This window comes from Nonomuraea sp. NPDC050022, assembly GCF_044460705.1.
In the GTDB taxonomy this organism is placed as follows: domain Bacteria; phylum Actinomycetota; class Actinomycetes; order Streptosporangiales; family Streptosporangiaceae; genus Nonomuraea.
Genome location: NZ_JBITKE010000002.1, coordinates 794142 through 808409, shown reverse-complemented (window position 1 = coordinate 808409; position 14268 = coordinate 794142). Strand labels below are relative to the sequence as shown.

Below are 14268 nucleotides of genomic sequence, written 5' to 3'. Positions count from 1 at the left end.
CGAAGGCGTGGGCGCCCGCTTGGGCGCCCACGCCGATATTGCGCGGCGCCGGGGCTGATCCCTTGGCGCCGGTACGTCCCCATCGTCAGGGCGCCTGGAACCAGGCGTTGATCGTGTCGTACGTCCGGCCGGAGATGGGGTCGCTCGGCAGGTAGATGCGCAACTGGCCGCGGCCGCCCAGGTGGCCGGACTCGGGGGAGACCGCGCGCATGTGGCCCTCCTTCGTGACGATGATCGCCGAGTCGGCGGCGATCACGACGTGGCCGGTCCGCCGGGCGACGTTCAGGGGATGGCCGCCGGTTCCGATGTCGCAGTTGGCCAGCAGGATGACGTCGCTCGGCTTCAGCTTCGGCAGGTTCAGGAGGAGGTCCGAGACCTGCGCCGCGTCCAGGGTCTGGTCGCCGATCTTGTTTCCCCGCTCCGAGCCGTGCCCGTCCACGTAGAGGGCACCGTCGATGCGCCGCACCTTGCGTGCGGAGGAGGCCAGGCCGGCGTCGTGCGGGTGGTCGAGGTCGCGCAGCCAGACACCCGCGTCGGTCTCCTCGACGTGCCGCTTGAGATGGTGGTTCAGCTCGGCGGTGAGCGGCGGTTTCATTCGCGGCAGCCGCAGCGCCATCGAGTCGGCGCTGCGGCCCTGGGGGACCTGGATGGCCAGGAGGTGCCGCTCACCGAACGACTCCTGCACGGCCAGCACCTTCAGCCTGACCCCGGACCTGAACAGCGCGTGGGCGGGCTTGCCCGACAGGTCCTCGACGTCGGTGTACTCGCTCGCTCTGATCGTCAACCGGACGCTGTCCGGCAGATCGCCCAGCTTGCCGGGATCGTCGACGCCCTCCAGGAGGCCGTGGAAGACGACCTCCTCGCCCGGCCGGACGGCGCGCGGCAGCCAGTCCGCGGGAACGCGGGCGGAGACGTGGCCCGACGTGGTCGCCCTGGCGGCGAGTTCGGCGTCGGCCCTGTCGAGCATCGCCTCGGCCGAGGGGACAAGTGCGGGGTCGTCCGCGCGCCCGACGGCCAGTTCGTTCACCTGGCGCAGGTTGACGCCCTCCAGGAGGTGCGGCAGAGCGGGAACCTGATTGCCGGGCGGCCGCCACGGCGTCTCCCGGAAGTCGGGGACCAGCGGCGAGTGGTCGTGCAGCGGGCCGAGATCGAGCGGAGCGTCCGGGGCCACCTGGTTGATCAGGTCGAGGTGCTTCTGGTACCGGTCGGTGAGGCCGTACCTCTCGTACTCCGGTCGCAGCGCCTCGAACCTGGCGCGGAGCGCGGCGCTGTCGGCCTCGGTGAGCAGCGCCTGGCCCGGCACGAGGTGTTCCATGCGCGGGTTGCCCATCGAATGCGTTGTGGACAGGTCCGTGGGGGTGATCCAGGCGTGCAGCGCCCGCCTGTTCAGTTCGTGCCGCAGGGACGCCGGCACGGCGCGCGTCTCGTCGTTCCAGTGCCACGGGCTGATGCGGTGCTCGTACACGACGGTGGGCGCGGCCCGGTAGACGCCTTGTACGCCATCCATGGTGGCGTGCGCCGCATGGGCGCGCCCCTCGAACTCGTCCGCCTCGGCGATGGTGGAGAACTCGTGACGCAGGGCCCTGGTTCCGTCGTTGAACGTCACCACCTCCGCCCTGTTCCCGGTCAGCGACACCACGTCGCTCTCGCGGATGCCGGTGGCCAGGGCGGCGCGGAGCCGGTCGCTGCCGTGCGTCTGGTACACGGTGCCATCGCTCGCCCGGTGGACCGCGGGGCCGTCCAGACCGAGCGCACGCCGGGCCAGCGCGGACTCCAGCGCGTCGGCGGCGGCCCTGCCGGTCAGTGCCAGTGCCTGCGATCCGTCGCCGAACGTGACGACGCGCCCCAGATCGGATTCGCGCGTGGCCACGATGTCGTCGAGGTTGTCCACCAGCCGCTGTACGGGGTCCACAAGGGGGCGTCCCGCGCCTGACGGGGTGGTGTCCCTGAGGTCGGCGGCCAGCTCGGCGAGCCGCTCGGCCCGGTCGTTGAGCTGCCGCGTGGTGATCTCGGGCAGGGTCTCGTCGGGACGGACCTTGAAGATGGAGTCGGTGCCGACCGCGTTGTCCGCGATCATCCGCAGGGAGGCGGTGATCCGCCGGTGCGACTCCGCCAGACCCGCGTCCGCGAAGTCGAGCCCCAGCATTCTCACTTTGCGCTGGATCCTGACGACGTCCGCCGGCGAGAGCGGATTGGCCGCCCACCCCTCCGGGAGGGTGCCCACCTCGCGGATGAACAGCCGGCTCATCAGCTTGGCCATGGCGGGCCGCGGCATGAGGGCGGCCTCGCCGCCCAGCGCGTCCAGCAGAACGGGGTCGTCCTTGAACAGGGCGCCGAGCAGCCCGGCCAGGACGCCGTCGCGAGTGGCCACGGTGCCGGGCAGGTTCCACTCCTCGCCGATCCAGCTCATGTGGTTCGGATCGCCGTACACCCATTCGAGCAGCAGCCGGGTGTCTCCGATGGGGTGGACCGAGGGCATCTTGAGTCCGAGCTCCTCGCCGAGCGAGGCGACCAGCACCTTGGCGTCTCTGGCCTCCCGGGTGGGGAAGTCGATGCGCATGGCGAGCGAGCCGTCGGAGAGCGTGACCCTGGCGCTGTCGATACCGGCGGGCTCCCACGGGCCCTTCGTCCCTTTGGCGGCTGCCTGACTGAACTCGGACTGGGGCCGCGGCGGGTTGCCGGCCGACCGGTCCTGGCCCCAGTTGAGCATGCTCTCGATCCGGCCGCGGGGCTCGGCGCGCGGGGCATCGGTGACCTGCGGCTCGAAGCGCTGCCAGCGGCCTTCTAACGGGCCGCGATACCCCTGGGCGGTGCCGTACGGCATGCCGTTGTCGGCGGCGACCACGACGCGGCCCGTACGGTCGGCCAGGTCCTGCAGCAGCAGGGCGTCATGGCGGGCGTGCGGCCCGAACATCCGCAGCGCGGCGTCCGGCTGGGCCGTCAGCCGCCGGTCCTCGCGCAGCACGCTCGCCAGGTCGGCGGCGTCGATGTGGATGCCGCGGCCCGGTACGAGTTCGCGCAGAGCGGGTGGTACGTCGGCGGGCAGCCGGCGGAAGCCGCCGACCAGGAAGCCGTCGGAGCTGGCGCGGATGCCGATGTCCACGTGGCCGGGCAGCGGCGGGCGGCGTCTCATGTCGCCCGTGACGCTCATGTCGGTGCTTTCCCGGTTACGGAACCACAGGCCGGACCAGGTCTCCTCCCTGAAGTGGCGGGTGAGGAACTGCTGACGCTGCGCGGCCGCCTCTCCGGGGCGCGGAACCGGGTCGTGGCGGGAACCGGCGGGATCGAGTCCGCCTGAGAGCGCCGGATCCTCGGCACCGTGGCGCCACCCGGCCAGGTCGGTCGCGTCGGACCTGTCCGCGGAGAAGGGCTCAGCGTGTCGCGGGTCGGACGAGTGCCGCGGATCGAGCGGCTGACGCGGGTCGGGCGGCAGGGTGTCGGGGCCTCCGCGAGGGTCCCGGCCTCCGTAGGTGTCGGAGCCTCCGCGAGGGTCCGGGCCTCCGTGGGGATCGGGGCCTCCGCGGGTGTCGGGGAGCGGCGGGCCGTCGCCGCCTGATCTGCCGAGGTGTGGGCTCCAGCTGGCCCAGTGCGCGTCCGCGGCGCCGATGGCGCCGGAGGAGACGCCCTTGAGCAGCCGTTCCAGGTCGAACGGCTCGTCATCGAACGCCTGCAGGGTCGCGTCGGTCATGCCACCCGCCGCGCCGGAGGCGAGCATGAAGCCCAGCAACGTTCGCGGCGGCGCGAGCCAGGTCGCTCCGGTCAGGAACACGCCGTTCAGCGCGCCGGTGCCCAGCGAGGTCAGCGCCTGGCCCCAGTCGATCTTGTCGCGCCGCTCCTGGCCGGCCTGCACACCCAGGTCCATCGCGAGCATCAGGCCGCCGAACAGCCCGATGTTGAACAGCAGCCGCTTGGCCAGCTGCCTGACGATCGCGCGGGTGAAGCGGGCGCGCCACCCCGCGGCCGCCAGCCCGGTCCCGGCCGTGGCCGGGTTCGCGATGACCGGCACCAGTGTCCACAGCTGGAAGATCAGGAACGCGATCGACAGCTTGATCAGCCGCTTGGTGTACTGGACCTGCACGCCGAGGTCGTTCAGCGCCATCGCCATCCCCGCGAGGCGCTTCAGCAGGTTGGCCTCGCTTTCGCCGACCTTGAGCGAGGCGTTCCCGACGAAGGCCTGGAGCGCTTCGCCGTCCCAGATGTCTCGATCGGGAACGGGGACGCCACTGCCCTCCGCGACCCGGTAGGCCGCATCCGCCAGCGCGTCGGCCAGCGTGAACAGCTTGGACTCGTCGCCCTCGGGCCAGTCCATGCCGACGGCCCAGCCGATCCACGGCCGCATCCAGCCGGGTATCTCCCCGTCGAGCAGCACCGCCCGTCAGGTCCCGGGATGCTCTGCGACCTGGTAGTTCGCAGCCGTCACCTGTATATCGTCGCCGACGCCCTCAAGCCGGTCGATGTGGTCGTTGAAGGCGTTGATGACGCCGTCGCGCATGCCGGGGAAATCCTTCTCCATCTGGGCGCCGTACTGGTCATGCCCCATCGGCCGCCCTGCCGCCGCGAACGCCTCGCGTACGTCGTGCAGGATGCCCCGGATGCGCTCGGCCTCCTCGGCGGAAGCCCTCCCGTGCTGACGGATGCCGTGCGGCCGCGCGTTGTAACCGGAGACCGTCATTCCTTGGCCGCCGCCCGCCGAAGCTCGTCGAGGAGCTCGAACTCCTCGGCGGTCAGATCGGCCGCCACGCTCAGGGTGCCGTCCGAGGCGTGCATAGTGATCGGCTCAGGCCGCTCGTCCTGGTCCGGGAGGACCTCGAAGAGCGGAGGCCGCCGGTCTTCCGCGCTCATGCCTCGAATCTACAGGGCGCACTCCCGGTTGCTCGAACCAGTGGATCGTGCCCGATTCCGAAGCGGGCTTCAAGACGTGGCGGCGCGAGCAGGGCCACCGCCAGCTTGCCGAGGTGGCAGCGATAGTGGCCGCTGCAGGTGCCACGGCTGAAGGATGAGCCGATGAGCAAGACGATCATCTATGTCATCACCTGCGAGAACGAGCGGTGGGTGTCGCGTTGTCCCACCGGGGAGACGGAGGGAGTCGGTGTGGCCGGCTCCTTGTCGCAGCTGGAGCGTGATTTGGCGGAGATCCACGCATGGGCTTGGCCGGAGAACACCCCTGGCGTGGAGTTCGTCTTCGACTTGCCTGAGGACGTGGCCGTGCTGGTGGCCGAAAACAGTCATGAACGGGAGTTGGCCGAACCCCACGCCAAGCGCGCCGCGGAGCTGGCCGTCAAGACCGCGAAGGCTCTCACGAGCCACTGGTCGGAGCCGGACACGGCACGTGTCATGGGCCTGTCGAAGCAGCGCGTCCATCAATTGAAGGTCAGTGCCTGACACGGAGTCATGAGCCTCCCACCGAATCCGAGAGAACCGCGGCCCCGAGCCTCACTCCGGGCTGCGGTCCACGGCGGGTCGCCAGCCGAGTTCGGGGCCCAGCCGGGTGGCCATGTCGGTGAGGATCTGCACGTAGTCCTCATGCTCGAAGGTGAACGGCAGCGCGAACGCCACCTCGTCGATCTCCCGGAAGGCGGCGTGCGCGTACAGCCGCTCGGCGATCTCGGCCGAACTGCCCACGAGGTCGGGTGCGAACATCATGCGGGCCGGCCCCTGCGGCGTGGCGGTGCGGGGCATGCGCTTGTCGGCGTACGCCTGATACCTGGCTCGCTGCTCCGGCGTGGCCGTGTCCGTGGGGATGACGACCAGGCCCTGGGAGACGCGGGCCCGCTCGCCGTCGGGGTGCCGCGCGCGGAACGCCCGTACGTGGGAGAGCTGGATCTCGGCGAAGTCCTCCGACTCCTCCGCCTTCACAACGCTGCTGGTCAGGAAGTTCATGGCGTGCTCACCCGCCCAGGCGGCCGAGCGGAGGCTGGCGCCGCCGTACCACATGCGGGCGCCCAGGCCGGGCGAGTGGGGCTGGACCCGATCGGAGAAGACCTCGAAGCCCTCGACGCCGCTGAAGTCGGTGGCCGGCTCGCCGCGGACGAAGGACAGCAGCCGCCGCACCCGTTCGTAGCTGAAGTCCTCCTGGTCGGCGGTGCCGGGGTGGAGCGCGTCCTTGACCTGGTCGTAGTGGAGCGGCGGGCCGACGCTGACGCCCGGGTTGAGCCGGCCGCCGGCCAGGATGTCCACCGTGGCCAGGTCTTCGGCGAGCCGCAGCGGGTTCTCCCAGCCGAGGGGGATGACCGCGGTGCCCAGCTCGATACGGGTGGTGCGCTGGGAGGCCGCCGCCAGGACGGCGACGGGGGAGGAGATGCCGTACTGGAGGTGACGGTGGCGCACCCACGCGCTGTCGAAGCCCAGCCGCTCGCCCAGCTCGATGATCCGCAGCGTCGACTCGTGGCCGGGGCGCGGGTCGTCCCCGTCGAACAGCCCGATCGTCAGGAAACCCAGCTTGCGCAGCGGTCGCGTGGGTAGCGGCACGGTGGTTCCTCCTCCTCGTCATTCCTGGCAGCGGAGAATAGCCGCGGGCTCAGCGCGTCCGCGCCACCGGGTCGCCGTTGTCGGGCCGCTCCGGGCGAGACGCCCGCGCGCCGGAGCCGGTGATGTAGGCGTCACGGATCACCCCGTTCACCATCGCGCTGTCGCCGGGGTCAATGGTCGTCCCGTTCTTCGACGGGTTGCTGAGACGGATGGCGTCGGAGGAAGTCCGCTCGATCTGGATGTCGTCTTGTTGATGACGCACACGGCCGGCTCGTCCGCCGTCATCGAGCGGCGGGTGGCGATTGATAAGGAAGGTGGCCTTGGTCGCACCCACCCGGCGTCGGGTGGGGATGCTCCGCGATAGCGCCGGGGCGTCGGTGGCGCCGACCCCTGGGCGGGGGCCGAGCGCCACCGGCGCGCACGCGTCAGCGGAAGTCGGACACGCGGAACACGGCCATCATGTCCTTGGTCCTGACCCCGGAGTAGAAGGACGCCTCGGCGCCCACCCAGCCACGGAAGGCGCCGCTGTCGTCGATGATCTGCTCAAGCGGCTTGATGTGGGAGTTGCCCGAGTAGCAGAACTGCTTGGCTTCCATGGCCAGGCAGGTGCACCAGTGCCACAGGGTGTCGCGGCGATCGCGGTTGGAGACCTTGACGAGGTAGTACTGGATGGAGCTGACGTTCGCCTTGGTGCCGCCGCCGACGTTGGGGCAACCGCCGGACTTCTGGCATGCGCCCGGGGACGACGGCTGCAGGTACGTCAGGCACCAGGTCGTCGTGGCGCAGTTGCGGAAGGAGGACTGCTTGAAGACCTGGCCGTCCGACTTCACGATGTGGTTGCCCGCCCAGGAGACCAGGTCCTGCTTGAGCGTTCCGGAGAAGGCTCGCACGGAGCTCATCGCGCGGCGAGTGGTGAGCGAGGCGTTGCTCCCGTAGCCGTATCCGTTGGTGGCCAGGCTGCTGCCGGCGAACTGCAGCTGGGCGAGCTTGCCGTCAGGCGACAGCTTCACGCGCCACTTCTCGGTCCAGGTCTGGGCGATCTTCCACCTGATGCTCAGTACGTCGCCCGCCACGGTGTACGTCCCCGTCCGGGATTCGTCCGGAGCGCCGGTGAAGCCGGCGGCGGTCAGTACGTCGCAGGCGCGTACGCGGGTGCTGGAGCCGCCCGCCTTGGTCGCGCAGCTCGAATCCGGGACGACACCGGTTTTCTGCCTGCCCTCGGGGTTGCGCTGCCACCAGAGGTAGGTGTTCGCGCTGACGGTGCCGCCGGCCTTGAACTGGTACGTACCCAGACGCACCCAGTTCTGAGTGGACCCGGCGCGCAGGAAGCCCTGCGAGACCACAAAGTTGGCCTTCCCGCCGGGCAAGGATGACTGGGATGGTGCGGCGCTGGCCGAACTGGCCACGGTGGCCAACATGGTGAGCGTCGCGAGCACGGCGGTGAGAACTGCGCGCACGGAAAACCTCCTTGAATACGGTCTTTACCGATTCTTGCCCATGCGGTCCTCCCATACCTCACTGTTTGACTTATGTTCATAGCCGTAAGTCACGATTGTTGGAACTCCCGGTCCGCGGCTTCAGGCCGGCAGACCGGCGAGCCAGCCGGTCAGGATCTCGTTGACCTCCGCGGTGCGTTCCTGCTGGACCCAGTGACCGCAGCCGTCGAGGATGTGTGAGGAGACCAGGCCCGGCAGGGTCGTCGGGAACGCCTTGATGGCGCCGGCCAGCCAGGTGGCGGTGGAGGCGTCCAGCGCGCCGCCGATGAACAGGGACGGCTGGGGGATGGGGGCGCCGTCGAAGCCGGCGAGGTCTTCCCAGTCCCGGTCCATGTTCCGGTAGCGGTTGAGCGCCCCGCTCATGCCGGTCCGCTCGAACTCCGCGGCGTAGACGTCGAGGTCGTCCTCACTGAGCCAGGCGGGCAGCCGATCGGTGGGGAAGCGCTCGCGCAGCGTCCCGCCCCGGGAGACGAGAAGCGGATGGGGGGCGTCAGCGGGCGGCATGGTGTCGGCGGACAGGGCGGCGTAGAGGCCGGCGAGCCAGCCGCGGACGTCGGGCTCGATCTCGGCCTCGGCCCGGCCGGGCGCCTGGAAGTAGCCGACATAGAACTCCTCCTCCCCGCCCATGCGCGCGAACATCTCGCTGGGCCGCGGCCCGCCGCGCGGGGTGTACGGCACGCTGAGCAGCCCGACCGCGCGGAAGACGTCCGGCCTGACCAGGGCGGAGTTGGCGGCGATGGGCGCGCCCCAGTCGTGGCCCACGATCACCGCCGTCCGCTCGCCCAGGGCGTGCACCACGTCGACGTTGTCCTCGACCAGGTCGAGCATCCGGTACGCGGCTATGTCCGCGGGCTTGGAGGAGCGGCCATAGCCACGTACATCGATCGCGACGGCCCGATAGCCGGCCGCGGCCAGCGCCGACAGCTGGTGGCGCCAGGAATACCAGGACTCAGGAAAGCCGTGCACCAAGAGCACCAGCGGCCCGGAGCCCTGCTCCACCAGGTGGACGCGGCCGGCGCGCGTCATGACCAGCCGATGTGTGAGCTCCGTGACTGAAGCGGGTGGCATCATCGATCCTCCAAGGCTTGTGGGCTTCGTGTCCGAAGCGGTCGCACCATCGATCTTCCACGACTTTCCATCCTGCCCGGCCGAGTGCCACCACCGGCCGGCGGCTTTCGCGGGAATCATCCGGGAGACCGTGGGGTCGCCGCGAATCGTGTTGCCACTTCGGCAAAGCCGCTCGGGATACCATGCCCGCGTCGATTCGGGATCGGCGCGTTCGGTGCCAGGGAGGTCGATTGGGATCAGCGCGCTCGGCGCCAGAGAGACGGGCTGACGCCGCGGGCGCGCTTGAAGGCCACACTGAAGGCGAACGGGTCCTCGTACCCGACCGCACGGGCCGCCGCGGCGATGCTCATGTCGGTGTCGCGCAGCAGGTCCGACGCCAAGGTCATCCGCCAGCCGGTGAGATAGGTGAGCGGGGGTTCGCCGACCAGGTCGGTGAAGCGGGCGGCGAAGGCGGCGCGGGACATGCCGACCTTGGCGGCCAGCCCGGCGACCGTCCACCGGTGCGCGGGATCCTCGTGGAGCAGACGCAGCGCGTCGCCGATGGCGGGCACGGTCAGGGCCCGATACCAGGCGGGGGATGCCGCCTGCGGGGTGGCGCACCAGGCCCGCAGCGCCAGTACGAGCACCAGATCCAGCAGCCGGCCCAGGACGGCGTCCTGACCGGGCTCCTCGCGGGCGATCTCGGCGGCGAGCAGATCCAGCGCTGCCCGGGTACGGGGACCGGCGGGGATGACCGCGAGCGGCGGGAGCATGGTCAGCAGGCGGTCGCCCACGTCGCCATAGAGGTCGTAGCCGCCCCGGATCATGGTCGTGGCCCCGGGCAGACCGTCGCCGTAGGTGCGGGGAGCCAGCCTCCGCTGGGCTCCAGGCGGCACTTCGCTCCCGTCGAGAAGCTGTTTCCTGCCCTGGTACAGCATGACCTGGGGCGGGGTGGACGGGTCGTCGGCGATCGTGTGACGACCGGTGCCGCTGATGAGGGCGAGGTCGCCCGCGGACAGGAGTGCCGGTGCGGCATCGGTCTCGTCGAGGCGGACCGACGCGTGGCCGCCGAGCGTGGCCACGATCGTGAGCGGAGGAGCGTCGGCGAAGGTCAGTGACCACGGTGGCCGCTGGATCAGCTGCCTGATCGTCGCGTTGCCGGCGCGGGCCCGATGCAGCAGATCGCTCAGGACGTCCATGGAGCCCACCGTAGACGATCACAAAGGTATTCCGGACTTTCTCCCATGGACCGTCTTGGCCTCCTTGGAGTTCGGTAGGCACATGACGAACATCCTCATCTTGGGCGGCGGCATCGGGAAGACCGGCCGCCGCATCGCCCAGCGCCTCCGGGACGCCGGCCAGCCGGTACGCACAGCGTCACGCGCCACCGGTGACATCCGCCTCGACCTGGGCGACCCGGCGACGTGGGCACCCGCGCTCGACGGCATCACCGCGGCCTACGTCATGGAGCCCAGCCTGCAGACCGGCGCCGAGGGCCGGGAGCGCATCCCCAGGTTCGTGTCCGAAGCGGTCGCCGCGGGTGTACGGCGGCTGGTGCTGCTGACCGCCTCCGGCGCCGACCAGATCGACGATCATCCCCTCAAGGCGGCGGAGCAGGCCGTGCGCGGCTCCGGTGTGAACTGGACCATCCTGCGGCCGGACTGGTTCGCGCAGAACTTCAGCGAAGGTCCCTGGCTGCCAGGGGTTATGGCGGGAACCCTGGCCCTGCCCACCGGCGACGGCCGCGTTCCGTTCATCGACGCCGAGGACATCGCCGCGGTCGCCGCGGCGGCGCTGACGGAAGACCGCCACAACGGCCAGATCTACCAGCTGACCGGCCCGCGGGCGATCGGCTTCGGTGAGGCGGCGGACCTGATCGGCAAGGCCGCCGGGCGCACGGTCCGGTACGTCGACATCGCGCCCGAAGTCTTCGTCGAGCGTCAGGTCTCCTTCGGCGTTCCGCCCGAGGTCGCGCGGCTGCTCGCCGGCGTCCTGGTCGCCATCCGCGACGGCCGGGGCGCCGAGGTCTCCGGCGATGTGGAACGAGCCCTCGGTCGCCGGCCCAGGCCCTTCGAGGACTACGTCACCGAAACCGCCGCGGCCGGTCCCTGGAACTGATCGAGCGCCGACCATGGTGGTGGGCACCATGTCACGCGGAGTCCGGTGGGCGCCGCGTTGACATGGTGCCCACCGAACCCGGCGTGACGGTGGCCCTGGAAGGGGAGCCGCGCGAGACGTGCCGCAGGCGATGAGCGAACATGTCGCGAGTGATAGGCGGACATGTCGCGGGTTACGAGCGGACATGTCGCGGTTACGAGCGGACGTGTCGCGGGTTATGAGTGGCGAGGAAGGCTCCAGATGTGCGGCGACTGAGTGTGCCGGGCGAGTTGGCCCGGCCCCTGCGGGGTCATCTGCGTCTTGGCGATCCGGCGCACGGGCCCGACGCGATCGAGGTGAACTCGCGCCACCTGACCCGTGGGGGCAGGCCGTGGTTTCCGGTCATGGGCGAGTTCCACTACGGCCGTTATCCAGCGGGCGAGTGGCGGGAGGAGCTGCTCAAGGTGCGGGCAGGGGGAGTGACGGCTGTCTCCACCTATGTGTTCTGGAACCTGCACGAGGAGCGGCGCGGTGTGTTCGACTGGACGGGCGACCGTGACCTGCGCCGGTTTGTGATGACGTGTGCGGAGCTCGGGCTGGACGTGGTCGTACGGATCGGCCCGTGGGGTCACGGTGAGTCTCGCTACGGGGGATTCCCTGACTGGGTGCTCCCGGTGGACATGCGCACCGTGCTGGAGACGAAGTGAGCGCCCGCTGCCGCCGATGACCTCTCCTTCGAGGTCCCCCGACCCGTGGTAGGCGGAAGCATCGACTATCATTGCAAATGAAACACAGTCATTGCATATATTGCAACAGGCCCGCAATGTACTTCGACTCCAGCGCCTATGAGGGATGACCGGCCGATGAGACCCGCAGACGTGCTCGCGATCGGCGAGACCATGGTGATGGTCACCCCGACCGCCGGCGGCCGCCTCGACGCGGACAGCAGCTTCATCCTGCGCCCCGGCGGCGCGGAGTCCAATGTCGCCGCACTGCTCGCCCAGCTCGGCCACACCACGGCCTGGGCCGGCGCGGTCGGCCGCGATCCGCTCGGCGACCTCGTGGTCGACTCGCTCCGCGCCCGCGGCGTGGACGTCGGCCTCGTCCATCGCGACGACGAGCGGCCCACCGCCGTTTACTTCAAGGACCCGACCACCTCGGGCACCTCCGTCTACTACTACCGGCGCGGCTCGGCCGCCTCGGTCATGACCGTCGCCGACGTCGCGCGCTGGGCCGCGCGGCCGGCGAGGGTGACGCACATCTCCGGCATCACCGCGGCGATCTCCCCGCAGTGCCTGGAGCTGACCAGGCACATCGTGTTCGATCGGCCGCTGCGGCCGTCCGTGGTGAGCTTCGACGTCAACCACCGGCCGCGCCTGTGGGACGGCGCCGACGCCGCGTCGGTGCTGCTGGAGCTGGCGCAGCGGGCCGACATCGTCTTCGTCGGCCGCGACGAGGCGGCGGCCCTGTGGGGCACCACGGACGCCGAAAGCGTGCGCGCGCTGCTCGGCGGGCCCACGTACCTGATCGTCAAGGACGCCGCGATCGAGGCGGTCGGCTTCACTCCGACGGGGGTGCACCGGGCGCCGTCCCTGCCGGTCGAGGTCATCGACGCGGTCGGCGCGGGTGACGCGTTCGCGGCCGGGTGGCTGAGCGGGTTCCTGGACGGCCGCGACGAGGTCACGCGGCTGCGTCTGGGGCACTACGCGGCCTCCCGGGTGCTGATGTCCCCGGCCGACCTGGCCGATCTTCCCCCCGCTGACGAGGTCGTCTCGCTGCTCGCGGAAGCGGAAGGAGGGCACCACCTTGTCGCAGACCGTCGCCCGTGCCATTGACATCATCGGGTTCGTCTCCGTACGGCATCGCTCGCTCGGTGAGATCGCCGAGCACCTGGGCGTGCACAAGTCGACCGCGCTGCGGCTGCTGCAGACGCTGGAGGAGGGCGGTTTCGTGCGGCGCGTCCCCGGCAGCATGTACGGCATGGGCTTCCAGCTCATCGCGCTCGGCCAACTGGCCCTCGATCAGGTGGAGGCCCGTTCCCTCGCGCACCCGATCCTGCACGAGCTGAGCGAGAGGTATGGCCACACGGTCCACCTCGGCGAGCTGGCCGGAGACCAGGTCGTCTACGTCGACAAGATCGACGGCCGGGGCAGCGTAGCGATGGGCTCGCGCATCGGGCTGCCCGCCCAGCTCCACAGCGCGGCCGTCGCGAAGATCATCCTCGCCTATCAGGACGACAAGACCCGGGCGCGCGTCCTCGCGCACGCCACCTTCACCCGCTTCACCCCCACGACCATCACCACCGCCGAAGACCTTGAGGCCGACCTCGCCCGCGCCAGGGGACGGGGCTGGGCCGAGGACGACGGCGAGCACGAGGACTACATCAACTGCGTGGCCCTGCCGGTGTTCGACGCCCGCGGCAAGGTCACCCACGGCATCTCCTTCACCGCTCTTCGAGCGGTCGCGCCGCTGGAAGAGCTGCGCGCGCACATCGACCAATACCGCGACGCGGCCCACGAGATCTCCAAGACCCTGGGCTGGACAGGAGACCAACATGGACGCCGCTGAGTTCTTCGGCAGCCACCTCGACCGCAACCCGGTCCTCGGCATCTTCCGCAACCTCGACCCTCAGGCCACCGTGCGGATGTGCGAGCGCGCCTGGGAGTCCGGCATCGAGCTCATCGAGGTGCCCGTGCAGACGGCCGACGCGTACCCGTCGCTGCGCGCGGCGCTGGACGCGGCCAGGGCGAACGGGAAGAGCGTCGGCGCGGGCACGGTGACCACGGCAGAGCAGCTGGCGGCCGTCAGCGAGCTGGGCGCCGCCTTCACGGTCGCGCCCGGACTGCATCCCGAGGTCGCGACGGAATCGCTGCGGCTCGGACTACCGCACCTGCCGGGTGTGGCCACCTCCACGGAGATCGCCGCCGCGCTGGCCCGCGGCTTCACCTGGCTGAAGGCGTTCCCCGCGGCGCAGCTCGGCGCCGATTGGATCAAGGCGCAGCTAGCGCCGTTCCCCGGAGTCGGCTTCGTCGCGACGGGGGGCATCGACGCGTCCAACGCCGCCGCCTTCCTCGCGGCCGGATGCCGGGGTGTCGCCATGGGCTCGGCGCTGAACGACCCGGACGCCCTGGAACGGCTGCGCAAGGTGACGGATGGTTGA

At 70.6% G+C, this 14268-nt stretch carries 14 protein-coding genes; 6 read left to right on the top strand and 8 right to left on the bottom strand.

Features of this window, described 5'->3' with window-relative positions; genetic code table 11:
• Positions 1–85 precede the first annotated feature (85 nt).
• From ACIBO2_RS10265 to ACIBO2_RS10255, 3 genes are read right to left on the bottom strand one after another with little or no spacing between them, the layout of a single operon-like run.
• A complete protein-coding gene (locus ACIBO2_RS10265; RefSeq protein ID WP_397296365.1) occupies positions 86–4369 on the bottom strand; it encodes a hypothetical protein in 4284 nt (1427 codons plus the stop codon).
• Positions 4370–4375: 6 nt separating this feature from the next.
• Complete coding sequence (locus ACIBO2_RS10260; RefSeq protein WP_358544030.1) at positions 4376–4672, bottom strand: hypothetical protein; 297 nt, start codon at positions 4670–4672, stop codon at positions 4376–4378.
• Positions 4669–4842 (bottom strand): hypothetical protein, encoded by a 174-nt coding sequence (locus tag ACIBO2_RS10255; RefSeq protein ID WP_397296363.1) that lies wholly within the window; start codon positions 4840–4842, stop codon positions 4669–4671. The genes ACIBO2_RS10260 and ACIBO2_RS10255 overlap by 4 nt, the downstream gene beginning before the upstream one ends.
• A gap of 162 nt (positions 4843–5004) precedes the next feature.
• Here ACIBO2_RS10255 and ACIBO2_RS10250 point away from each other — a divergent pair, with 162 nt between their 5' ends.
• Positions 5005–5382 carry a hypothetical protein gene (locus ACIBO2_RS10250; protein ID WP_358544026.1) on the top strand — a complete coding sequence of 126 codons (378 nt, stop codon included), beginning with the start codon at positions 5005–5007 and terminating at the stop codon, positions 5380–5382.
• 51 nt (positions 5383–5433) lie between these two features.
• On the opposite strand, the gene ACIBO2_RS10245 is transcribed toward ACIBO2_RS10250, so the two are convergent.
• From ACIBO2_RS10245 to ACIBO2_RS10225, 5 genes are all read right to left on the bottom strand, one after another.
• Positions 5434–6468 carry an LLM class flavin-dependent oxidoreductase gene (locus ACIBO2_RS10245; RefSeq protein ID WP_358544023.1) on the bottom strand — a complete coding sequence of 345 codons (1035 nt, stop codon included), beginning with the start codon at positions 6466–6468 and terminating at the stop codon, positions 5434–5436.
• 49 nt (positions 6469–6517) lie between these two features.
• A complete protein-coding gene (locus tag ACIBO2_RS10240) occupies positions 6518–6802 on the bottom strand; it encodes a hypothetical protein (RefSeq protein WP_358544021.1) in 285 nt (94 codons plus the stop codon).
• 91 nt (positions 6803–6893) lie between these two features.
• Positions 6894–7925 (bottom strand): hypothetical protein, encoded by a 1032-nt coding sequence (locus tag ACIBO2_RS10235; protein ID WP_358544019.1) that lies wholly within the window; start codon positions 7923–7925, stop codon positions 6894–6896.
• A gap of 120 nt (positions 7926–8045) precedes the next feature.
• The gene (locus tag ACIBO2_RS10230) at positions 8046–8990 is read right to left on the bottom strand and encodes an alpha/beta hydrolase (protein ID WP_358544017.1); all 945 of its coding nucleotides are present in this window, start codon (positions 8988–8990) and stop codon (positions 8046–8048) included.
• A gap of 278 nt (positions 8991–9268) precedes the next feature.
• Positions 9269–10210 (bottom strand): AraC family transcriptional regulator, encoded by a 942-nt coding sequence (locus tag ACIBO2_RS10225; protein WP_358544015.1) that lies wholly within the window; start codon positions 10208–10210, stop codon positions 9269–9271.
• 82 nt (positions 10211–10292) lie between these two features.
• Between ACIBO2_RS10225 and ACIBO2_RS10220 the strand changes: the two genes are divergently transcribed.
• The 5 genes from ACIBO2_RS10220 to ACIBO2_RS10200 all read left to right on the top strand — a co-directional run bounded on the left by ACIBO2_RS10220 (position 10293) and on the right by ACIBO2_RS10200 (position 14268).
• On the top strand, positions 10293–11129 hold the full coding sequence (locus tag ACIBO2_RS10220) for an NAD(P)H-binding protein (protein ID WP_397296359.1): 837 nt from the start codon (positions 10293–10295) through the stop codon (positions 11127–11129).
• A gap of 242 nt (positions 11130–11371) precedes the next feature.
• The gene (locus ACIBO2_RS10215) at positions 11372–11815 is read left to right on the top strand and encodes a beta-galactosidase (RefSeq protein WP_397296357.1); all 444 of its coding nucleotides are present in this window, start codon (positions 11372–11374) and stop codon (positions 11813–11815) included.
• A gap of 156 nt (positions 11816–11971) precedes the next feature.
• Entirely contained in the window at positions 11972–12943 is a 972-nt protein-coding gene (locus ACIBO2_RS10210) for a sugar kinase (RefSeq protein ID WP_358544009.1), read from the top strand.
• On the top strand, positions 12915–13676 hold the full coding sequence (locus ACIBO2_RS10205) for an IclR family transcriptional regulator (RefSeq protein WP_397296355.1): 762 nt from the start codon (positions 12915–12917) through the stop codon (positions 13674–13676). Before ACIBO2_RS10210 ends, ACIBO2_RS10205 begins: the two co-directional genes overlap by 29 nt.
• A complete protein-coding gene (locus ACIBO2_RS10200; protein WP_358544004.1) occupies positions 13663–14268 on the top strand; it encodes a bifunctional 4-hydroxy-2-oxoglutarate aldolase/2-dehydro-3-deoxy-phosphogluconate aldolase in 606 nt (201 codons plus the stop codon). Before ACIBO2_RS10205 ends, ACIBO2_RS10200 begins: the two co-directional genes overlap by 14 nt.

What these genes read in the sequence shown, in the direction of transcription:
- ACIBO2_RS10260 (WP_358544030.1), bottom strand. Translation starts at nt 4,672, where the DNA reads ATGACGGTCTCCGGTTACAACGCGCGGCCGCACGGCATCCGTCAGCAC.
- ACIBO2_RS10250 (WP_358544026.1), top strand. Translation starts at nt 5,005, where the DNA reads ATGAGCAAGACGATCATCTATGTCATCACCTGCGAGAACGAGCGGTGG.
- ACIBO2_RS10210 (WP_358544009.1), top strand. Translation starts at nt 11,972, where the DNA reads ATGAGACCCGCAGACGTGCTCGCGATCGGCGAGACCATGGTGATGGTC.
- ACIBO2_RS10225 (WP_358544015.1), bottom strand. Translation starts at nt 10,210, where the DNA reads ATGGACGTCCTGAGCGATCTGCTGCATCGGGCCCGCGCCGGCAACGCG.
- ACIBO2_RS10200 (WP_358544004.1), top strand. Translation starts at nt 13,663, where the DNA reads ATGGACGCCGCTGAGTTCTTCGGCAGCCACCTCGACCGCAACCCGGTC.
- ACIBO2_RS10255 (WP_397296363.1), bottom strand. Translation starts at nt 4,842, where the DNA reads ATGAGCGCGGAAGACCGGCGGCCTCCGCTCTTCGAGGTCCTCCCGGAC.
- ACIBO2_RS10220 (WP_397296359.1), top strand. Translation starts at nt 10,293, where the DNA reads ATGACGAACATCCTCATCTTGGGCGGCGGCATCGGGAAGACCGGCCGC.
- ACIBO2_RS10230 (WP_358544017.1), bottom strand. Translation starts at nt 8,990, where the DNA reads ATGACGCGCGCCGGCCGCGTCCACCTGGTGGAGCAGGGCTCCGGGCCG.